General features: G+C 63.7%; 18 protein-coding genes. 6 read left to right on the forward strand and 12 right to left on the reverse strand.

Annotated features, from left to right (window positions below; genetic code table 11):
* Positions 1-9: 9 nt before the first annotated feature.
* Positions 10-1,290: a serine--tRNA ligase gene (gene serS / locus BI49514_RS02410; protein WP_101543900.1), complete on the reverse strand. Its 1,281-nt coding sequence runs from the start codon at positions 1,288-1,290 to the stop codon at positions 10-12.
* 81 nt (positions 1,291-1,371) lie between these two features.
* Here serS and BI49514_RS02415 point away from each other — a divergent pair, with 81 nt between their 5' ends.
* The 3 genes from BI49514_RS02415 (at position 1,372) to BI49514_RS02425 (ending at position 6,150) form a co-directional block, all read left to right on the forward strand.
* A complete protein-coding gene (locus BI49514_RS02415) occupies positions 1,372-2,487 on the forward strand; it encodes a diacylglycerol/lipid kinase family protein (RefSeq protein ID WP_244195236.1) in 1,116 nt (371 codons plus the stop codon).
* A 222-nt stretch (positions 2,488-2,709) separates the two neighbouring features.
* A complete protein-coding gene (locus BI49514_RS16470) occupies positions 2,710-4,578 on the forward strand; it encodes a hypothetical protein (protein ID WP_101543902.1) in 1,869 nt (622 codons plus the stop codon).
* 243 nt (positions 4,579-4,821) lie between these two features.
* Positions 4,822-6,150, forward strand: coding sequence for a lipoprotein 17-related variable surface protein (locus BI49514_RS02425; protein WP_101543903.1), 1,329 nt, complete (start codon positions 4,822-4,824; stop codon positions 6,148-6,150).
* A 148-nt stretch (positions 6,151-6,298) separates the two neighbouring features.
* On the opposite strand, the gene BI49514_RS02430 is transcribed toward BI49514_RS02425, so the two are convergent.
* The 8 genes from BI49514_RS02430 to BI49514_RS02465 form a co-directional block, all read right to left on the reverse strand.
* On the reverse strand, positions 6,299-7,174 hold the full coding sequence (locus BI49514_RS02430) for a DUF1206 domain-containing protein (RefSeq protein WP_101543905.1): 876 nt from the start codon (positions 7,172-7,174) through the stop codon (positions 6,299-6,301).
* 149 nt (positions 7,175-7,323) lie between these two features.
* Positions 7,324-7,764 carry a heat shock protein transcriptional repressor HspR gene (locus BI49514_RS02435; protein ID WP_101543907.1) on the reverse strand — a complete coding sequence of 147 codons (441 nt, stop codon included), beginning with the start codon at positions 7,762-7,764 and terminating at the stop codon, positions 7,324-7,326.
* A gap of 14 nt (positions 7,765-7,778) precedes the next feature.
* Entirely contained in the window at positions 7,779-8,792 is a 1,014-nt protein-coding gene (locus BI49514_RS02440) for a DnaJ C-terminal domain-containing protein (RefSeq protein ID WP_101543909.1), read from the reverse strand.
* Between the two features lie 181 nt (positions 8,793-8,973).
* The gene (locus BI49514_RS02445) at positions 8,974-9,639 is read right to left on the reverse strand and encodes a nucleotide exchange factor GrpE (protein WP_101543911.1); all 666 of its coding nucleotides are present in this window, start codon (positions 9,637-9,639) and stop codon (positions 8,974-8,976) included.
* The gene (gene dnaK / locus BI49514_RS02450; protein WP_101543913.1) at positions 9,639-11,501 is read right to left on the reverse strand and encodes a molecular chaperone DnaK; all 1,863 of its coding nucleotides are present in this window, start codon (positions 11,499-11,501) and stop codon (positions 9,639-9,641) included. Before dnaK ends, BI49514_RS02445 begins: the two co-directional genes overlap by 1 nt.
* A gap of 283 nt (positions 11,502-11,784) precedes the next feature.
* The gene (locus BI49514_RS02455) at positions 11,785-12,690 is read right to left on the reverse strand and encodes a succinylglutamate desuccinylase/aspartoacylase family protein (protein ID WP_244195237.1); all 906 of its coding nucleotides are present in this window, start codon (positions 12,688-12,690) and stop codon (positions 11,785-11,787) included.
* A gap of 235 nt (positions 12,691-12,925) precedes the next feature.
* Positions 12,926-13,954 carry an ABC transporter substrate-binding protein gene (locus tag BI49514_RS02460; protein WP_101543915.1) on the reverse strand — a complete coding sequence of 343 codons (1,029 nt, stop codon included), beginning with the start codon at positions 13,952-13,954 and terminating at the stop codon, positions 12,926-12,928.
* A gap of 307 nt (positions 13,955-14,261) precedes the next feature.
* Positions 14,262-15,419, reverse strand: coding sequence for a CobW family GTP-binding protein (locus tag BI49514_RS02465; RefSeq protein WP_101543917.1), 1,158 nt, complete (start codon positions 15,417-15,419; stop codon positions 14,262-14,264).
* A 227-nt stretch (positions 15,420-15,646) separates the two neighbouring features.
* On the opposite strand from BI49514_RS02465, the gene BI49514_RS02470 reads away from it, so the two are divergent.
* Positions 15,647-16,048: a Fur family transcriptional regulator gene (locus tag BI49514_RS02470; RefSeq protein WP_101543919.1), complete on the forward strand. Its 402-nt coding sequence runs from the start codon at positions 15,647-15,649 to the stop codon at positions 16,046-16,048.
* 46 nt (positions 16,049-16,094) lie between these two features.
* On the opposite strand, the gene BI49514_RS02475 is transcribed toward BI49514_RS02470, so the two are convergent.
* On the reverse strand, positions 16,095-17,105 hold the full coding sequence (locus tag BI49514_RS02475; protein ID WP_167443982.1) for a GTP-binding protein: 1,011 nt from the start codon (positions 17,103-17,105) through the stop codon (positions 16,095-16,097).
* Between the two features lie 69 nt (positions 17,106-17,174).
* On the opposite strand from BI49514_RS02475, the gene ykgO reads away from it, so the two are divergent.
* Positions 17,175-17,297, forward strand: coding sequence for a type B 50S ribosomal protein L36 (ykgO, locus tag BI49514_RS02480; protein WP_101543922.1), 123 nt, complete (start codon positions 17,175-17,177; stop codon positions 17,295-17,297).
* Between the two features lie 43 nt (positions 17,298-17,340).
* Here ykgO and BI49514_RS02485 read toward each other — a convergent pair whose 3' ends face one another.
* Positions 17,341-17,994 (reverse strand): GntR family transcriptional regulator, encoded by a 654-nt coding sequence (locus BI49514_RS02485; RefSeq protein WP_101543924.1) that lies wholly within the window; start codon positions 17,992-17,994, stop codon positions 17,341-17,343.
* Positions 17,995-18,809: 815 nt separating this feature from the next.
* Here BI49514_RS02485 and BI49514_RS02490 point away from each other — a divergent pair.
* Positions 18,810-19,124: a hypothetical protein gene (locus tag BI49514_RS02490; RefSeq protein WP_101543925.1), complete on the forward strand. Its 315-nt coding sequence runs from the start codon at positions 18,810-18,812 to the stop codon at positions 19,122-19,124.
* On the opposite strand, the gene mobA is transcribed toward BI49514_RS02490, so the two are convergent.
* Positions 19,105-20,019, reverse strand: coding sequence for a molybdenum cofactor guanylyltransferase (gene mobA, locus BI49514_RS02495; RefSeq protein WP_101543927.1), 915 nt, complete (start codon positions 20,017-20,019; stop codon positions 19,105-19,107). The genes BI49514_RS02490 and mobA overlap by 20 nt on opposite strands.
* Positions 20,020-20,066 lie beyond the last annotated feature (47 nt).

Below are 20,066 nucleotides of genomic sequence, written 5' to 3' on the forward strand. Positions count from 1 at the left end.
GGCACAGGCTCAGTAGCGCGGTCCTTCCGGTCCTTGTGCGGTCATCCCGCGGAGGTAGGGCCGCAGCGCCTCGGGCACCGAGACGGAACCGTCCGCCTGCTGATGGTTCTCGAGGATCGGCACCAGCCAGCGGGTGTTGGCCATCGTTCCGTTGAGGGTGGCGACGGGCCGGGTCGATCCGTCGCGGCGTTCGCGTATCTGCAGGCGGCGAGCCTGGAATGTCGTGCAGTTCGACGTCGAGGTCAGCTCGCGGTAGGTCCCCTGAGTCGGCACCCAGGCTTCGCAGTCGAACTTGCGGGCGGCCGAATCACCGAGGTCGCCGGCAGCAGTATCGATGACCCGGTACGGCAGCTCGCACAGTCCGAGCATCTTCTCCTGCAGCGACAGCATCCGCTCGTGTTCGGCTTCGGCATCCTCGACCGGGACGTAGGCGAACATCTCGACCTTCTGGAACTGGTGGACGCGGATGATCCCGCGGGTGTCCTTGCCGTAGGAGCCGGCCTCGCGGCGGTAGCAGGAGGAGATGCCGGCGTAGCGCAGCGGACCGTCCGAGAGGTCGATGATCTCGTCCATGTGGTATCCGGCCAGGGGCACCTCGGAGGTGCCGACGAGGAACAGGTCGTCGGCTTCGAGGCGGTACACCTCGTCGGCGTGCTCGCCGAGGAACCCGGTGCCGCGCATGACCTCGGGACGGACCAGGGTCGGGGTGATGGTCGGGCTGAACCCGGCCTCCTCGGCGACGTCGCGGGCGAGGTTGAGCAGGGCCATCTCCAGCTTCGCGCCGAAGCCGGTGAGGTAGTGGAAACGCGATCCGGAGACCTTCGTTCCCCGCTGTGTGTCGATGGCCTTCAGCTGCTCGCCGATCTCGAGATGGTCGAGCGGTTCGAAGCCTTCAGGGGCGAAGTCACGGGGTTCACCGACCGTTTTGAGCGTCACGAAGTTCTCTTCGCCGCCTGCCGGGATGCCGTCGATGATGAGATTCGGGACCTTCGACACGAGCTGGTCGAAAGCGAAAGTGGCTTCTTCAGACTCGGCCGACAGTGACTTCACGGCCTCGGACTTCGCCTTGCCCTCGGCGATGAGTGCCGGCTTGTCCTCCTTCGGCGCCTTCGCGATCTGGGAGGAGAACGACTTCTGATCCGCACGTGCGTCTTCGAAGGCGGTGATGGCCGCACGACGCGCGGAATCGGCGGCGATGACCTCGTCGATGAGCTCGACGGATGCCCCGCGAGCCTCCTGCGATGCCTTGAACAGGGCCGGGTTGTCTCTGAGAAGCGCTAGATCGATCACCCTCCCAGCTTAACGGGCTGGGCGTGTTTTCGACATTCGGCGCTCAGCCTGCACACGACTTCGACGCGGTAGATTTGGGACATGATCATCGAGTTGGACCCCCTGATGACCTGGGTCATCGTCATCGGTGCCCTCGCCGTGCTCGCGGCCGCATTCCTCATCGGCCGCCGCTACGGCGTGCGACGCACGCTCAATACGATGAGACGCTACGCCCACCCGCCGAACCTCTCCGACGAGGCCGTCCATGATGCGGCCCGATACCGTGCCGCGCTCATCGTCAATCCCACGAAGACCGATGTGCGGAAATTGGCCGCCACCGCCGAGGCGATCTGTCGTTTCGAGGGATGGAACCCTCCGCTCGTGCTCGAGACCACCCCCGAGGATTCCGGTGAGGGGGCCACGGTCCGTGCCCTCGATGAGGGAGTCGACGTCGTCATCGCCGCCGGCGGGGACGGCACCATCCGCGCGGTCGCCTCGGCGCTGGCGGGAACCTCCACTCCGCTGGGGATCGTGCCGTTGGGGACCGGGAACCTGCTCGCCCGCAATATCGACCTCGTCCTCGACAAAACGGAGTGGGCGCTGCGGATCGCCCTGTGGGGACGCAACCGGGAAATCGACGTGGGCACGGCGAAGATCGCCCCCGACGGCGATACCCATGTCTTCACCGTGATGACCGGACTCGGCTTCGACGCCGCGGTCATGGCCGATACCAACGACGATCTCAAGGCCCGCCTCGGATGGCTCGCCTACGTCGAAGCGGGATCGCGGAAGCTCACCGGCAAACCCAGTCACGTCAAGGTCACGTTCGACGACGAATATCGGATCTCGGCAAGGGTGCGTTCGGTGCTCGGCGGCAACTGCGGCCGATTGCAGGGAAGCATCCAGCTGCTTCCGCAGGCCGTGATCGACGACGGCATGCTCGACGTGCTCATCGTCAGCCCGAAGAACCTCGGCCAATGGGTCGGCGTGCTCGCTTCGATCGCCGGACGCCGAGCCTCACGCGGGCTGCACACGAACATCCGGAAGTGCCGAAAGGTCGTCATCGAAGCCGGCGAGGAGGTCGATATCCAGATCGACGGAGATCCGCTGGGTCAGTCGTCCTACCTCGAGATGGAGGTCGACCCCTCCGCCCTGACCGTCCGCGTGCCCACCGTCGAACAGCGCAAGCAGATCCGCGCCGAGGCGTGGCCGGTATAGCTCAGGAGTGCTGAATTCGCGCGGCCGACGCGTCCTTTCGCCGAGGCGGCACTGACGGTCATTCTTTTACCGACGAGTAGGTCACGAAACGATCAAAGGAATTCACCTAAGTGTTACCGCTTTTAAACCTGAACAAAACGTACAGAAATAGTTTGGAAAATCCTCAGAACCTAAAATGAGTGCCGTATCACACCCCTCGCCACAGAGATTGAAGGCACTCCAATGAAGAAGATCATCCTCGCGCCGGCAGTCGCGCTCGCGTTCACCGGTCTCGTCGCGAGCCCGGTTGTCGCCGCGGAATCGACGTCCGCCCAGTCAGCCTCCACGCAAAAGGCCGAGCAGAAGAAGGTTGAAGCCGCCAAGGCCGAAGCCAAGAAGAAGGAAGAGGCCAAGAAAGCCGCGGCTGAGAAGGCTGAAGCCGAGAAGAAGGCAGCTGCAGAGAAGGCAGCTGCCGACAAGAAGGCCAAGGAAAAGGCCGCGGCCGCCAAGAAGGCCGCTGCTGACAAGAAGAAAGCGGACGAGAAGAAGGCTGCCGAGGACAAGAAGGACGACGCCAAGAAGCCTCCGAAGAAGGTCGATCCGAAGCCCGCTCCTGCCCCCAAGGACGAGGACAAGGACGCCAAGGACGACGACAAGTCCGAGGACAAGGCCAACCCGATCAACGCTTCGGTGCAGGTGACCTCGGGCGAGGTCACGGCAGAAGAGCTCGCCGAGGAAGGCGTGACCGTCAAGGTCACCGGCCTCGAAAAGGGTGACAAGGTCTCGGCCAAGTCCGGCCTCACCGGCCCGGCCGTCACCGCTCAGGGCTCGACCGCGACGATCACGCTGCACTCGGCCAACGAGGTCAAGCAGAAGAGGGTCAACTTCGCTCTCCAGCTGGAGCGTCCAGGCACACAGTCAGTCACCGAAACCAGCGTGGTCCCCCTGGCTGACGAGTCCGAGGCACCCGAGGTCGACCCGACGGTCTCGCTCAGCACCGACGAAATCTCGCAGAGCGGCATCGAGGATGACGGCATCAAGGTCACCGGCGAGGGCTTCACCCCGAACGGCACTGTCACCGTCGTCGGCGGCAGTGCGCAGTCGCCCTTCGCAACCCAGGAAGTCGAAGCCAACGCCGACGGTGAGATCTCCGCAACCCTGAAGTTCGAGGGCGACGACGCACTTCCGGCCGGCGACTACTCCGTCTGGGGCGTCGACCAGGAGTCCGAAACCAACTCCCCGGCTCAGGACTTCACCATCACCGAAGACGACGCTGTCGATCCGATCGATGCCTCGCTCAAGGTCGATCCGAAGGAGATCACCGCCGAGGATCTCGCCAACAGAGAGAAGGGCGTGACTGTCACCGTCTCCGGTGTGAAGAAGGATGACAAGATCACTGACTCTCTCACCGGAGAGACCGAGACGGCAGAAGCCGACGGCGACTACGAGCTCCACCTCTGGTACGAGGGCAACCCCGACAGCCTCGAGGTCGGCGCTGTGCCGTTCACCCTCACCATCGACCGCGAAGGCACCGAGTCGGAGACCCTCGAAGGCGAGATCAACGTTGTCGGCGAAGACGACGGCAACGACGGCGAGACCGAAGCCCCAGCCGAGGCGAGCTTCACGGTTTCCCCGAAGAAGATCGAAGCTGCGGACTTCGCCAATGAGAAGAAGGGCGTCACCCTCGCCGTCGAGAACTGCGAGCCCGGCGCGGATGTCCACTTCGAGGTCAACCCGAAGGGCATCAACGTCACGGCATACGAGAACACCGTCAAGGCGGATGACGAAGGAAATGCCTCCGTCAACGTCTTCGGCACCTCGTCCGATGCTTCGGCCTACGTCGGCGCTTACACCGCGACGGCTACCTGCGGTGATGACACCATGAAGGACTCCTTCACAGTTACCGAAGGCGCCAACAGCGGCGGAGACAACGGCAACGGAGGCGACAACGGAAATGCCGGAAACGGCGGAGACGACGGCAGCCAGCTGCCTCGCACCGGCGCCGACCTCGGTGGACTGACGACGGGAGCCCTGCTCCTCCTCGTCGGCGGTGCCGCGATCGCACTGACCGGCCGCAAGAACAAGTTCGGACAGACTCCGACGAGCTTCTGATCCGAGACAGGCGTTCAGCTTAGAACGACCGAAGGAGGGGCGGCTCAGCACACGCTGAGCCGCCCCTCCTTCTGTTCTGCTGCTCGCTCCGGATCAACTGGTCTCAGTGAATGAAAAGTGAACTCTGCGCCAGGGCCGAAGTCAGTGCTGAACAAAACGAACACAACTATGCGTGTGGTGAATGTTGCATTACCGTTACATTCGTAATACTTCACACCCAGCTGTAATTTTCTAAGGAAATACATGAAGAAGCTCGCCCTCGCCCCCGCGGTGGCCATCGCCATCACCGGCCTGGCCGCATCCCCAGTTTTCGCTGCTCCCGGCTCGGACAGCTACTCGCATACTGTCGTCAAGAACTCCGGCGACGCCCAGGAGAGCACTCCCTCGGCATCACCTGATGCTGAAGCACAGGCCATCGAAGCGAAGGTGACGACCTCCCCCAAGGAGATCACCGCCGAAGACCTCGCCAACAAGGACAAGGGAATCCTGGTCACGATCACCGGCCTTGAAGCCGGAGATAAGATCTCGGATTCGCTCACCGGTGAAGCCGGCACTGCTGAGGGCGATAACTTCGAGTACAACATCTACTCCACTCAGCCAGCCGAAGACATCGAGAACGGTAATGTCGACTTCTCCGTCACGGTCACTCGCGGTGGCGAGGAGGAGACTTACGACGGACTGAGCTTCAACGTCGTCGACGACACCGACGAGCCCGAGGCACCCGAGGTCGACCCGAAGGTCTCGCTCAACACCGACGAGATCTCGGAAAGCGACTTCGACGAAAAGGGCATCAAGGTCACCGGTGAGGGCTTCACCCCCGGCGGCACAGTCAACGTCGTCGGCGGCAACGAAACGTCACCTTTCGCGACCCAGGAAGTCGAAGCTGACGAAAACGGAAAGATCTCCGCAACTCTCAAGTTCGAGGGCGACGAAGCTCTTCCGGCCGGCGACTACGCAGTCTGGGGCGTCGATCAGGAGTCCGAAACCAACTCCCCGGCTCAGGACTTCACCATCACCGAGGACGAGACCGAAGAGCCCACCGCTCCTGCTGAAGAAGCTACGCTGAAGGTCTCGCCTGAGACCATCACGCCTACTGACTTCGTCAACGAGAAGAAGGGCGTCACCCTCGCCGTCGAGAACTGCGAGCCCGGTGAAGACGTCCGCTTCCTCGTCAACCCCAAGGGCGAGTCGAGCGTCACCGCTTTCGACAAGACCGTCCAGGCTGACGACGAAGGCAAGGCCAACGTCAACGTCTACGGCACCAGCGCTTCCAACGCCTCGGCTTACGTAGGCGACTACGATGTGACCGTCACCTGCGGCGATGACGAGCTGACCGGCGACTTCTCGGTCGAGAAGGACGCGAACGCCGGTGGCGGCGACGGCGATGAAGACGGCAACGGCGGAAACGACGATGGCGACAACGGAGATGCCGGCAACGGCGGCGACCTGCCTCGCACCGGTACCGAGCTGACCGGCCTCGTCGGCGGCGCGGGCCTCCTCCTCATCGGTGGTGTCGCAGTCGCAATGACCATGCGCCGCAAGAAGGTCGCCAAGGATCCCGCTGAGATCTGATCGCAGCAAACTGGGCGTGATCGTCCGAGCTCGACTGAGCTGGACGTGAGATGAAGAAGGGCGCGAACCCAATCGGGTTCGCGCCCTTCTTCGTATATCTGCGGCCAGACTTCTAAGGCCAAAAATCTGCAGCCAGTCAGAATACAGCTCATTCCATGCGGTCGTATCTCGAACGCAGAGCGAGGAAGATTCCGTAGAGAACCAGACCGAGGCCCACAGCCAACAGCAGATACGGCCCGAACGGCTGATCCCGCATGCCCTTGAGCGCGCCGTCGATTCCAGTGAATTCCTCCGGATCACCGGTCGCCGCGGACACCACGATGAGGATGCCCACCGACAGCAGCGTCGCGCCCTTACCCAGATAGCCGACGACCCCGGTAAATCCGACGAGGAAGCGAGTGATCGCGCTGCGCGGGCGCCGCAGATCCTCTTTCCACTTCCGTCGCAGACCATTGATGCAGAACACGATGCCGATGATCGCAATCACGGCACCGACGGCCATGAGGATATACAGTCCGCCCGGCGCCTTCGCCAAGGTCGTCGAGGCCTGCGAGCTCGACTTGCCCGAGTCCGCTCCCCCACCGAAGACGAACTGGGAGAAGGTCGCGGCAACCACCACATAGGCGATGGCAGAACCGACCATCGTGAAGAAGTCGATCCACTGTTTCCGGCCCTGCCGATGCTGCGGATCCCGGGTCCCGGGACCACGCACCGAGGCCGAACCGAAGAACGCGTTGACCAGGCACCACAACGCCATCAGCGCACAGCCGAGGAAGCAGATGACGATGAGCACCATGCCGAACGGCTGCGCAGCGATCTGTCCGACCGCTCCCGCCTGATCGGCTTCGCCGCCGCCCTGCCCCAGACCGATCGTCACAGCAGTCGCGCCGAGGATGGCGTGGACCAATCCGTTGGCAATGAAACCCGCACGGGCCACACGCTCGAACCAGCGGCTGTCCGCGGCTTCCTGAACCGCCGAATCGGCATTGTCGGCGACCTGTCGAACTTTCTCTTTCTCGTTCACAGAGATCAGTGTCGCACGACATCTGCATTAATCTGCGAAGTTGATAGTCACAATCGAGTGCATACTCGAAAGGCGGAGCTCGCACCCACAATGGGGTGCGAGCTCCGCCTCGGCGCTGTTCTCAGTGTCTCTGTCTGGCTGCTGCCGTCTCAGCCGCGTCGGTACCTGTTGTACAGCACCAGTGCTCCTGGCTCGGGACGGCCCTGCGGGCGACGCCCGCGCGAGATCGAGACGACGTCTCCACCCACGGTGCCGGCGGCAAAGACGCGTGCATCGCGTTCCTGCGCCGACCTGCGTGCCCGAACCTCGTCCTCGAGCTCTTCGTTGCGGCTCCTGAGCGCATCGACCTGATTCTGCAGATCGATGATCTTCTTGATCCCGACGAGGTTGACTCCCTCGTCCTGTGACAGCTGCTGGATCAGACGCAGCTTGGCGATGTCCTTCCCGGAGTAACGTCGTCCCCGGCCCGCAGTGCGTTCCGGAGTGACGAGACCCAGTCGGTCATACTGCCGCAGCGTCTGCGGGTGCATGCCCGCCAGATCCGCGGCCACCGAGATGACATACACCGCCGCACTCGATGAAATGTGCATTGTGATTAACCACCTCAGCTGGCCTTGGCTTTGTCCAGCAAGCCGGCGCGTGGATCCTCACCTTCGGTGGCGGCCTTGAAGGACTCGACCGCTTGTTTGGCTTCCTTGGACAGATTCTTCGGCACCACGATCTCGACTGTCGCCAGCAGATCGCCGGTGCCTTTCTTCGTCTTCACACCTTTGCCCCGCACGCGCAGGGTCCGTCCCGACGGTGTCCCCGGTGCGACCTTGACCTTGACGGGCGTTCCGCCCAGGGTCGGCACCTTGACCTCGGCGCCGAGGGCCGCCTCGTCGAAGCTGATCGGCAGCTCAATCCGCAGGTTGTCACCATCGCGGGTGAAGACCGGGTGCGGGCTTACGTGCACGGTGAGGATGACGTCACCGGGCTCGCCGCCGTTGGGGCTGGTCTTGCCCTTGCCGGCCAGGCGGATCTTCTGCCCGTCCTTGACCCCGATCGGTGTCCGCACGGTCAGCGGCTTCCCACCCGGCATGTTCAGCTTCACCGAGGCACCGTTGATCGCTTCGGTGAACGACAGCGTCGTACTCGACTTGATGTCGCCGCCCTTGAGCGGAGGCTGGTAGCCGCCGTAACCGCCACCGCCGTAACCTCCGCCGAATCCGCCGAGCAGATCCGCCAGGTCCGGGGGAACGTCTCCCCCACCGCCGTAGGTCGTGCGGGTCCTGGTGCGTCCGCCGCCTCCGAAGAGGTCGGAGAACACATCGTCGAATCCGCCGCCGGCAGCCCCGCCGGGTCCACCGGAACCGGCGCTGAACCTGGCACCGCCGCCCATGGCGCGGACCTGATCGTACTGGGCCCGGGATTCCTTGTCGGAGAGCACCTGGTGGGCCTGGCCGATCTCCTTGAACTTCTCTTCGGCCTTCTCATCACCGGGGTTGGCGTCCGGGTGATACTTGCGCGCGAGCTTGCGATAAGCCTTCTTGATCTCGGCGTCGGAAGCATCCTTGGAGACGCCGAGGGTTTTGTAGAAGTCCTTATCGAACCAATCATTCTGAGGTCCGGTATTCACCTGGCACCTCCTTTCCTTCCAATCAATCCTGTCATCACGGTATTCACTTGTCCTCTCACAATCCGCAGCCCCGGGGCACTGCCCCGAAGATCCGGACCGCCGCCGAGGCGGTTCCCCGGCCCCGTACGTCGGTGAACCGGCGTGCGGGGCGGGCGGCCGCCTCGGCGATCATGGTCGTTGCTCAGTCCTCCGGCTGCTGGACACCGACGCGGGCGGCGCGGATGATGCGCTCCCCGATCCGGTAGCCCGGCTGCATGACCAGGAAGAGCGTCGGATTCTCGACCTCATCCGAAGGCTGCTGCATGAGCGCTTCGTGGATGTTCGGATCGAACTCGTCGCCGACCTCTCCGTACTGCTCGACGCCGAGCTTGTTCAGCGATTCGACCAGCTTGTTCACGTGGGTCTCGAAAGGCCCGGTGACATCGCCGTTGTCGCGAGCGAGCTTGACCTCGTCGAGCACGGGAATCAGGGCCTCGACGACCTTGATCGTGCCGCCGAGCGCCGCACGCTCACGTTCGCGGTCGGCGCGCATTCGGTAGGCCGCATACTCGGCGTTGATGCGTTTGAGGTCGGCCAGGTATCCCGCTGCCTCCGAACCCGGTTCGGGCTCGGCCTCCGGCTCGATGTCCTCGAGACCCGAGGCATCGGACGGGATGTCCACACCAAGGTCGCTGGCATCGGCCTGTTCGGCATTCGGGTCCGCGGTCGGCTCCTCACCGGCCCCGGCCGAGGCCGACTGGGCGTCGGCCTCGGGACGGACCTCACCGGTGTTCGGATCGACCCGGCGCTTGTCACTGAAGGTGAAGCCTGGCTCCTCGGACGACTTGTCGTTGCCCTCGGCAGTCATTACTTCTTCTCCTCATCCTCATCGTCGACAACTTCGGCGTCGACGACATCGTCGTCTGCGCTTGCATCGGCGGTACCTTCACCGGCAGCTTCGGCGCCTTCGGCACCGCCCTGCTGGCTGTAGATGGCTTCGCCGATCTTCTGCTGGTTCTCCACGAGTTTGTCGTAGGCGCTCTTCACGGCGTCGTCGTCTTCACCCTTGAGGGCTTCCTTGACGGCGTCGACATCGCCCTGCATCTCGGTCTTGAGCTCTTCCGGCAGCTTGTCGGCATTGTCGGTCAGCAGCTTCTCGGTCTGGTAGGCGAGGTTCTCCGCATTGTTGCGGACGTCGGCAGCCTCACGGCGCTTCTTGTCCTCTTCTGCGTGCTCCTCGGCCTCACGGACCATGCGGTCGATGTCTTCCTTCGGCAGCGCGGAACCGCCGGTGATCGTCATCGACTGCTCGGTGCCGGTGCCCTTGTCGGTGGCAGACACGTGGACGATGCCGTTGGCGTCGATGTCGAAGGCGACCTCGATCTGCGGCACACCGCGCGGAGCCGGAGCGATACCGGTCAACTCGAAGGTGCCGAGGTTCTTGTTGTCGCGAGTGAACTCCCGCTCACCCTGGAAGACCTGGATCGACACGGAGGGCTGGTTGTCCTCTGCGGTGGTGAAGGTCTCCGAACGCTTGGTCGGGATCGGGGTGTTGCGCTCGATGAGCTTGGTCATCACGCCGCCCTTGGTCTCGAGTCCGAGCGAGAGCGGGGTGACGTCGATGAGCAGAACGTCCTTGCGCTCACCCACGAGGACACCGGCTTGCACGGCGGCGCCGATCGCGACGACCTCATCGGGGTTGACACCCTTGTTGGGCTCCTTGCCTCCGGTGAGTTCGGTGACGACCTGGGTCACGCTGGGCATGCGGGTCGATCCGCCGACGAGGACGACGTGGTCGATGTCCTTAACGGATACGCCAGCATCCTTCATCACAGCATGGAACGGAGCCTTGGTGCGCTCGAGGAGGTCCTTGGTCAGGTCCTCGAACTTCGCCCGGGTGAGGGTCTCATCCAGGTGGATGGGTCCGTTCTCGCTCATCGACAGGTACTGCAGCGAGATGTTCGTGCTGGTGGCCGAGGACAGTTCCTTCTTGGCCTGCTCTGCGGCTTCCTTGAGGCGCTGCAGAGCGGTGGCGTCCTTGGTCAGGTCCACGCCGTAGTTGTTCTTGACCTGCTCAACCAGCCAGTCGACGATCCGCTGATCCCAGTCGTCACCGCCGAGGCGGTTGTCTCCTGAGGTCGCACGGACCTGAATGGTGGAGAAGTCGTCTTCGTCCTTGCCGACTTCGAGCAGCGAGACGTCGAACGTTCCGCCGCCGAGGTCGAAGACGAGGATGAGCTCATCTTCTTTGCCGCGTTCGAGGCCGTAGGCCAGAGCGGCAGCGGTGGGCTCGTTGATGATGCGCGAGACGTTGAGTCCGGCGATCTCACCAGCGTCCTTCGTAGCCTGACGCTCGGCGTCGTTGAAGTATGCAGGGACGGTGATCACCGCGTCGGTGACCTTCTCCTGCAGGTACTCCTCGGCGTCGTGCTTGAGCTTCTGGAGGATGCGGGCCGAGATCTCGGGAGCCGTCATCTTCTTGCCGCCAATTTCGGTGGACCAGTCGGTGCCCATGTGGCGCTTGACCGATGCGACGGTGTTCTTGATGTTCGTGACGGCCTGGCGCTTGGCGATCTCGCCGACGAGTGAGTCGCCGTTCTTGTTGACTGCGACGACGGACGGGGTCGTGCGACCGCCTTCGGCGTTCGCGATGACCTTCGGCTCGCCGCCTTCGAGGACGGCGACGACGGAGTTCGTGGTTCCGAGGTCGATTCCAACTGCACGTGCCATAGTTTTCTCTCCTTACAGATCGTGAGTTCCTGCGACTCCAATGTGTGCGATCGGGCGGCTCCGGTTCTTGAGTCAGAACCACTCGACCGCACACATTGAGCCAACCGGACTCAAGTATTCTCTTCGAGGTTCCAACCGTCAAGTCGGCCTCATCAAAGTTGCGTACACCAGACTCAACTTTGGTGAGGATGGTTTTATTCCGGCGGGTGAAAATTTCTCTGAAAAGGCCTGTCGGCCCCGGAAATCCGGGGCCGACAGGCCAGCTGACTATCCTCAGACCAGGTCAACTCAGCTCCGCTGGGGCGTCGATGCGACGGGCGATGTGCATGACGAAGCTGCCGCGCAACACGAGCGTCGGGCGGCGGACCACGGTGACCACCCCGTCGAGTTCGGCACGGTGTCCGACAGGGTCCCGCTGAGGTTCGTCGATCGAGTACACCAAAGCGACCGTCTCGCCCTTCCTGACCTCGTCGCCGAGATCGACGAGCGGTTCGACGAAGCCCGGGATCTCTGCCGGAATACCGGACTCCGCAACCAGCTCAAGCCATTGCTGGGCCGGGCGATCGGCGTCTGCGGCACCAGCCGACGTCACCTCACCCGCGCGAGGTGACGAAGCGGCGAGCGCCTGCAATTCGGCACCGCCGAGTATCGCCAGCTCGGCACCATCGCGCAGAATCCCCTGATCCGTAAGGAACCGATGGAGACCCCGACGAATATCTGCAAGTGTCCGCCGGTTGACCGTGCCTCCGCCGGCAAGTTCCGTTGAAACAATGGGAATACCCGCGTCATCCCCCGCCGAGTTGATCGAGCCGGGCTCGAACTTCTCAGCAACAACGATGACATACGGAAGACCCAGTCGCTGTGCGATCTGAGACTTCGTCTGCCACAGTTGCTCGGTCGGACCGCGGTAGACGAATGCGGCGTCGACATAGACGGAGTTGTTTCCGCCCGAGTGCAGATCCAGAGCCACATCGGCGCGCGGGAGGAGCTGCCGACTGATGAACTCGGCGACCTGCGCGGTCGGCGCCCCTCTGGCCGAACCCGGATAGGAGCGATTGAGATTGCCCCCGTCGAGCGGCGAGACCCTGGCCCCGGCTCGCACCGCCGGGGCGTTGGCCGCAGGGACGATGATGACCGTACCAGTGATGTGCTCGGGCTTCAGCTCACGCGCCAGAGCCTGCAGCGCCACCTCCCCTCATATTCATCACCATGTGTGCCCGAGATCAGGAGGGCAGTCGACCCAGGACCCGACGAGACCACGGAGACCGGCACAGGGATCAGTGCCGAATCGTTGACATTATCCGATTGCGTGAGCCCGATGTACCCGTGCTGGGCTCCAGAAGATTCGAAATCGATGCCTCGCATGGCCGCCATGACGCTCCTTCGCGCAGTAGTGATGAGGTTCGGCTCTCCGCCGACCCATGCTACCTCGTCAGGTACTCGTCGAGATCGTCGAGGATGAGCCCAGCACCTGTGGGCCCGAGGCCGAGGAACCACACATCGTCCTCAACACGAATCGTCTTGCCGTCCTTTACCGCGTCAAGACCCTTCCACTGACTCGATTTGAGGGCCTTGTCCTCGCCTGTAGCCTTGGGATCACCGTAGCTCGTGTAGAAGATATAGTCACCGCCGGCCTGGTCGAGGTTCTCCGGTGAGATCTCAACGGCGAGTTCGTCGACGTCCTGCTTCTCCGGGCGTTTGAAGCCGGCATCGCCGAGGATGACTCCGATGAGTGACTGATTCGCATAGAGGCGCAGCTTCTCGGGCATGAACCGTACGAGAGAGATCGTCGGGTCGCCGTCGACGGACTTCTTCAGCGTCTTCGCTTCCTCCGCATATTCCTCGAGGTCAGCGGTGGCCTTCTTCTCCATTCCCAAGGCGTCGCCGACGAGGCGGAAGTTCTCCTTCCACGGGAACCCAGGGCGGATCGAGAATACCGTCGGAGCGATCGAGTCGAGCTCATCGTAGAGCTTGTCTGCCCGCAGCTGGCTGCCGAGGATGAGGTCGGGTTCGAGCGAGGCGATCTTCTCGAGATCGAGCTCATTGATCGTACCGACGGTCTCGACACCGTCGACCTTGTCTTCGAGGTAGCTCGGCACCGGGTTTGACCCTTCGGTGGTCACCATTCCGACAGGCTTGATGCCCAGCGAGAGGACGTCGTCGAGTTCGCCGGTGTCGAGGACGACGACCCGTTCAGGCTTCTTTTCAATCTCCGTCGACCCGTTCGCGTGCTTGATCGTGCGTGGGAACTCCCCCGGCTCGGCGTCGGTGCCGAGCTTCGCAGTCTCCTCATCCGCGGTTCCGAAGGCCTCACCACCAGTGGCGACATCTTTGTTGCCCGATTCGCCGCTACCTCCCTGGTCACCATCGGCGGCGCAGCCGCTTGCGAGGAGGGCAATGGTCAAGGTTGCTGCAGCGAGCGCCGCGGCGCTCCGAGGAAAAGAAATCTTCATAAGGGCAGTCTAACCTGACCAGCCTCTCGGTTCTTAGGTTAGGCTCACATAGCATAAATGTGATGAAGACCCCACCTGCTACTGAGCACACGAAATAGAACCGATGACACCCCTTACCCATCTGACGTCACGCACGTTCGCCGGCGTCTCCATCGCGGCTGCCGCCATCATCGGCCCGCTTCGCTGGAGTATCGGACCAAGACCGCCAGCGCCACAGAGGCCGTAACCGCTCTATGCTGACCCCACAGCAGTCCAACTATTGGGGACCACTCCAGCGCGAAGTTGCCAGCCCGCCGTCAGGCAGCAATTAGGTATGGAGGCGGATGTGGTGGAGGAAGCGTTCGGAGCGGTCTGCCCGGCCCGCGTCGTCGACGTTGAGGGCGGCGGTCAGAGTGGCCTCGGCCGACTCGGTGTCGAAGTCCTCACCGATGGCGACGAGGACACTGTCGACATCCGGCCGATCACCGTTCTCCGCACTCGAGGAAGGAGTCTTCGGGACAGGTCGGGCCGCCTCGGCGACGTAGACGTTCGGGCCCACTGCCTGCACATCGAAGCTGCGTCGGCGGGATCCCACAGCCGCGAGCACGCTGCCTTTCACCCGGTAAACCCCGGGCGGGAGGTCCTCGACGAAATCCATCACCGCATCCGGATCGGCGGGCCCGCTGCCGGTGATGGTCACCGACTGGGCGTGGCGGTGTGGCATGGATTCCGCATCGACCTCGTCGTCACCGATCTCGTCGACTGCGGCCTCGGCGTAGGCCTGACGCAGCAGTTCCCGGATCGGCAGTTCGGGTTGGATCGGGTCCTCGCCGACGTCGGAGCCGTCTCGGCGGGGGTCTCGCTCTCCTTCGCCCGGGTCGAAGATGAGGGTGGGGTCGAGGCGGGCGTGGTGGGTGCCGATGACGAGGACGCGTGGGTTGCGTTCATGGACGCGGGCGCGGACGGCGTCGACCGTGGCGTCACGGTCCGCGACAGGCACCTGATCGAGCTTGTTGACCAGCACCAACGTCGTCGCAGCGAAGCGCAGAGGCGGCAGATTCGAGGTGTCGACGGTGTCGAAGTACATGGTGGCGTCGACGACGTCGATGACCCCGCCGAGGTGGAATCGGTGGTGGCCCATGCGGGTGATCATGCGGGCCAGGGTCAAGGGTTCGGCGAATCCGCTAGCTTCGACGATGATCGCGTCGAGGCGCAGCTTGGGATTCGTCATCGCTACGAGCGCGTCTTCGAGCTCGGAGTCATCGGTCAGGCAGCACACGCATCCGCCCGAGATCGACAGCGGTTCGTCGACCTGCCCGACAACGAGTCCGGCGTCGATGTTGAGGTCGCCGAAGTCGTTGACGATGACGCCGATGCGGGCGTCGGGGTGGCGCAGCAGGTGGTTGAGCAGGCTCGTCTTTCCGGCACCGAGGTAGCCGGTGAGCAGGATGACCGGGATCGCAGGTCTGCGTTTGGGGCCGCTCATTGCGCCTCCTCGGTGGTCGTGCTCGCTTTTCGTGCTCGGTGGCTCGACAGCGCGGGTTCCGCTGTGCGCGCGGGCCCTGCTATCAGCACGGGGTCCAGTGCAGCTGTGGGACGAACCGCCCGTTAATGGTAACGTGTTTCATTATTTCTCTCGCATATGCACGTTCATGCATATGCGCCTGCGACCGGGACGAGAAGTTCAACTGGGACGACAAGGGAGGACTCCCCATGGCAGCTCCGCAGAAGAAGACGCGCAGCACCGCGCAGAAGGCCCTCATCCGCTCTGCCCTGGAAACCGAGACCCGCTTCGTCTCTGCCAAGCAGCTCCACCGCCGCCTCGAAGACGAAGGCGCAAGCGTCGGCTTGGCCACCGTCTACCGACAGCTCAATGCGCTCGCACGCAGCGGCGACGCCGATACGATCACGATCGCTGAGACCCAGCTCTTCCGCGCCTGCGCACAGACCGAGCACCATCACCATCTTGTCTGCGAACGCTGCGGCACCGCCGTCGAGATCGACCCGCCGAGTGAGGACTGGATGCGTCAGATTGCGGCCTCGAACGGCTTCGAGATCACGCATCACGTCTTCGAGATCTTCGGCTTGTGCGCCGAATGCCGGGCGTCCGGCTGAGCGCAGCCGGAGCACCGCCCCCGGCGTCAGACTAAGACCGCTGGCATCATCCGCGGTGCGCGGAGTCCCAGGCGGGGAACTCGTCGTGATACTCCAGCCAGGCCATTGGACCCGCCAGAAGCTCAGCATCGGTGAGGACGGCCCGGTCGAGAGCCTCACACAGCCCCGTTTCGTCGAGGTCGAAGCCGATGAATGCGAGATCCTGACCGAGCGCCAGGAGTTCCGGTCCACCACCGGGAAGCGGCTCGACGCTCAACGGTGAGAGCGTGAGCAGAGTACCCGCCTGATCCCAGTGCGCGGTCACATAGGGGCGCGAGGCCAGCTTCGCGAAACCGGCAGAACGAACAATCCGACCCCAGAAGCCTTCCCCGATTGCCGCACTCAGCACTGCCTGGAGCCGTTGCGGGTGAAAGGGGCGGGCCTGCTCGAAACGGCAGGCACGGACGCCTCCTGCTCGAGCCGGGGGCCGGAACTCCGAGTTGAGGATCGCCGTCCACCCCGCATCAGGAGGTCGGTGCCCGAACTGCCAGCACACCGGCTCATGCACCGCGCCTTCGCACCGAAGGAACAGACTCGCCTCGGGCGCCAGGTGCGCGATCAGCCCGATGGCCTCCTCGATCCCACCCGAGTCGGCAGGGTCGGGCGTCACCAAGGCCGAGGTCGACGCGAATTCGATCTGAGAGACGAGGGCTCCGGCGCGCTCTTCCGAATCGAGATCGCTGTGCAGGCACGCAAGATCGAGCACGCACACGAGGTCGGTGAGCACGGCCCGTGAGTCGGGAGCACTCAGGGCTCCGATGTTCTCCGCACAATCCGCGCCCTCCCCGTGCTCGAGGACGAACCCGTGCACCCCGGATGTCATTCCGACCAGATCGACGAGGCGGTCGATCGCCTCGATGCCCTGTTCCGTCTGCTCCGCGGGCACGAAGACAAAACCGCGATCCCTGGCCAGACCCATCGCATAGCGCCTGCGCTCAGCCACGCAGAGTCCGACGACGGCGATCGCTTCGATTCCGTCGACGATGGGACTCCGGCCGCGTTCGTCTGATCCCTGCATTCGCTTCCCTTCGCTGGAGAACATAGTATTGCCTCTAATGATACTCATTCTCATTAAGGAGTCACGCTCATGAAGGTTCGTCGTTCTCCGCGATCGCTGAAGTCCCAGCCGGGTTCGCAGGTGGTTCGCCGCCGCGGTCGCGTCTATGTCATCAACAAGAAGAATCCTCGCTTCAAGGCCCGCCAGGGCTGAGGCACAACCGCGCTCGGCGCGGCTGAACCGCGCCCGAACACTTTCAATCTCGCTCGAACAGCTGCGGTGCGGACTCGACGAGCATGCGGGTGTGGCGGATATGGGCGGCCATGACCGCCTCGGCGGATTCGACATCGCCGATTTCGAGCGCCCGCAGAATCATCCGATGCTCGGCGAAGATGTCGCCTTTCCGATCGCTCACATGCGGGGTGACCAGTCGGCGTCGATAGTAGTGGCTGAGGTTCCACAGGTGGTCGACGGTCCGACTCAATCGCCCCTCACCAGCTCCGGCCATGATGGCCCGGTGGAAGTCCCGATCGCGTTCGAGGAACTCACCGAGCGCACTTGCGGCCTCGACCGCCTCGGCGAGGTGGACGAACTCCGTGAGCGATTCCGGGGTGTGCGTGGGCATCGCCAAAGACAGCAGGAGAGGTTCGAGGCGTTCGCGCATGAGGTAGACCTCCCGGCATTCCTCGAGGCTGAGTTCGGTCACCCAAGCGCCCGTCGACGGAACGAGGGTGACGAGTCCGGCATCGGCCAGAGCGCGCAGGGCCTCGCGGATCGGGATCCGACTGACTCCGAACTCGGCGGCGATCTCCTCCTGTCGGATGCGGGCACCCGGCTGCAACTGACCGGCGATGATGCGCGAACGCAGCTCGGTCGCAATGGCACCACTGCGCGCTGGATCATGCGTCATCGTCTGACTCCCTCATCTCGCCGAGGCGGCTCACCTCCCCGGTCGTGCATCGCGCGGTTCCGCACACCGTGGCCATGCTTCCCGTGGTCAAGCCCGCCATGGTTGTGACACCGCCGCGCACAACGCCCTTCGCCGTGAAGCATAGACGGAAGCAGCGACGCGCGGGGCAGAAGAAAAATCGCAATCCAATTGCAATCCAAGCGATTTCGGCGCTTTCCGGGCAGCATGGGTCTGAAAAGAATCCGTGAACAGATTCGACAATCGGATCCAATCGGCCATTCTTCCTTGTGCCGACTCACTGAATTTTTCTGCGTTCAATCCGAGTGACCGACCATAATTGGATCCAATCTCTTCCAGCTCATTTCTCAACTGTGAAACCTGAGTATCTGTGCTGGTCATCTGGTGTATATAGGACCGGACCGATTCGGCTTCAGATGCCCCGAATGGTCGTTGACATCGCAATTTGGGCGGCGCACACTTCAACATTCGAAAACTGAATTCACAATCGAAAGGCCGATGATGTCCGTTTTGAATCCCCCGACGTCGGCGAGATCGTCACCGTGATCTTCTCGATCATCGTCTTCTACGTCGGCATCTCCTGCCGCCTGACCCCCGAGGAGGCCGTCGAAGCCGTCGAACCGACCCAGATCGACGACTGATCAATCCCCTCGCCGAGGCGGCCGCCGCCTTCCCCCGACGACCGCCGTATCCGGCCCGCCCCGACACCCTCGCCGAGGCGGGCCGGACTTATTCACGGTCGAAACGGCGGGCCCGCCATCACACCTGCGCTAGGGTCGGTGACCAAGGAGGACGAGATGCCCAGAGACTATTCATCGGACCGCATCGCGGCGATGGCGGCCGAACTCTCGGCCGCCGCGCAGACGTTGGGAGTCCCGCTCCCGGATACGCAGCCCGCCGTCGAGCTCGTCGCTGAGCTGCTCGATGCCAGCGCACGCTGGTCCGACGAGACGGGGACCCGGGCCTCAGGACCCTTCGGAACTTTCCTCGCCGGCTGCGTCGACGGGGCAGACCTCGACGACCAGGTGGTCGGCGCGGACCATGACCGCCGGGGGCTGGACTTCGTCGACAGCTTGGTGAACGGGCTCGGGCTCAGCCCTGAGAGCGAGTGAGGGTCCCCTCCACATGAGCCAGCGCTTCCGCGAGTGAGGCTCCGCCCTCCCTCGTCGCAGCGTGGAGCCTGCCGGCGAGGAATGCGGCGACGACCGGACTGAGCGATGAGTCCGAATGCTTGACGTGCGAAGCGAACTCGAGCACGGCCGCAACCTCGGCATCTGTCATCCACGCCCCCTCCGGAAGCTCGGCGGCTGCGAGGTCCCGCATCCGCAGCACCTGCTCCGGCACGGCTCTGGCGCCACTCGGAGCGTCGGCGCCCGCCGAAATCCCGTCCCGAGGATCGCCCGCCGTATCCGCGTCCGTGGCCTCGATTCTGCGGGCGACGCGCTCGTACTCCTCACGGGTGTCGAAGTCGACGATCTCCGCGGGGTCGACGTCGACAGGTGCGACCTCGAGTCCGCTGAAGAGGAGTTTGACCGCCCTGTCCTGCGTCTGGCCGATATCGGCCAGACGTCGACGCAGCAGCGCAGTCGGCCACGCGGTGCAGAGGTACTGGAGCTTGCCGCGATCATCGACGCCGGCAGCAGGCAGCCCGGACTCCCGGCTCGCGACGATGAGCGCCCGCAGATGGTCCGGCCGCACCAGCGGCATGTCCCCGGCCAGGATCACGGTGACCTCGGAGTCACCCATCGCCCGGGAAGCGGCTTCGATTCCGGCCAGAGGGCCCGAGAACTCGGGCTCCTCCCGTACGCTGCCGACCGAGTCCGCCTCGGCGTCCGTGAGTCCGACAGTGGTTCCGGCCACCCACACCTCCGCTTCCGGCACGGCCTGCCGGACGGTGCCGAGGATGCGCGAGATCACCGTCTGCCCGCCGAGGCGGACACCTGGCTTGTGAACGCCCCCGAACCGCCGGGAGCGACCGCCGCTGAGTATCATCGCTGTGATCGACATGACTCGATCATACGCTTTTCTACAGACAGTAGAATCAGTCGCATAAT

Source organism: Brevibacterium iodinum ATCC 49514 (assembly GCF_900169265.1).
Classification (GTDB): Bacteria; Actinomycetota; Actinomycetes; order Actinomycetales; family Brevibacteriaceae; genus Brevibacterium; species Brevibacterium iodinum.

Coding starts and splice junctions, on each gene's coding strand:
- dnaK (WP_101543913.1), bottom strand. CDS start 11,501: ATGGCACGTGCAGTTGGAATCGACCTCGGAACCACGAACTCCGTCGTC.
- BI49514_RS02425 (WP_101543903.1), top strand. CDS start 4,822: ATGAAGAAGCTCGCCCTCGCCCCCGCGGTGGCCATCGCCATCACCGGC.
- BI49514_RS02415 (WP_244195236.1), top strand. CDS start 1,372: ATGATCATCGAGTTGGACCCCCTGATGACCTGGGTCATCGTCATCGGT.
- BI49514_RS02445 (WP_101543911.1), bottom strand. CDS start 9,639: ATGACTGCCGAGGGCAACGACAAGTCGTCCGAGGAGCCAGGCTTCACC.
- BI49514_RS02485 (WP_101543924.1), bottom strand. CDS start 17,994: ATGACGCATGATCCAGCGCGCAGTGGTGCCATTGCGACCGAGCTGCGT.
- BI49514_RS02435 (WP_101543907.1), bottom strand. CDS start 7,764: ATGCACATTTCATCGAGTGCGGCGGTGTATGTCATCTCGGTGGCCGCG.
- BI49514_RS02490 (WP_101543925.1), top strand. CDS start 18,810: ATGCCCAGAGACTATTCATCGGACCGCATCGCGGCGATGGCGGCCGAA.
- BI49514_RS02470 (WP_101543919.1), top strand. CDS start 15,647: ATGGCAGCTCCGCAGAAGAAGACGCGCAGCACCGCGCAGAAGGCCCTC.
- BI49514_RS02460 (WP_101543915.1), bottom strand. CDS start 13,954: ATGAAGATTTCTTTTCCTCGGAGCGCCGCGGCGCTCGCTGCAGCAACC.
- BI49514_RS02475 (WP_167443982.1), bottom strand. CDS start 17,105: ATGCAGGGATCAGACGAACGCGGCCGGAGTCCCATCGTCGACGGAATC.
- BI49514_RS02465 (WP_101543917.1), bottom strand. CDS start 15,419: ATGAGCGGCCCCAAACGCAGACCTGCGATCCCGGTCATCCTGCTCACC.
- ykgO (WP_101543922.1), top strand. CDS start 17,175: ATGAAGGTTCGTCGTTCTCCGCGATCGCTGAAGTCCCAGCCGGGTTCG.
- BI49514_RS16470 (WP_101543902.1), top strand. CDS start 2,710: ATGAAGAAGATCATCCTCGCGCCGGCAGTCGCGCTCGCGTTCACCGGT.
- mobA (WP_101543927.1), bottom strand. CDS start 20,019: ATGTCGATCACAGCGATGATACTCAGCGGCGGTCGCTCCCGGCGGTTC.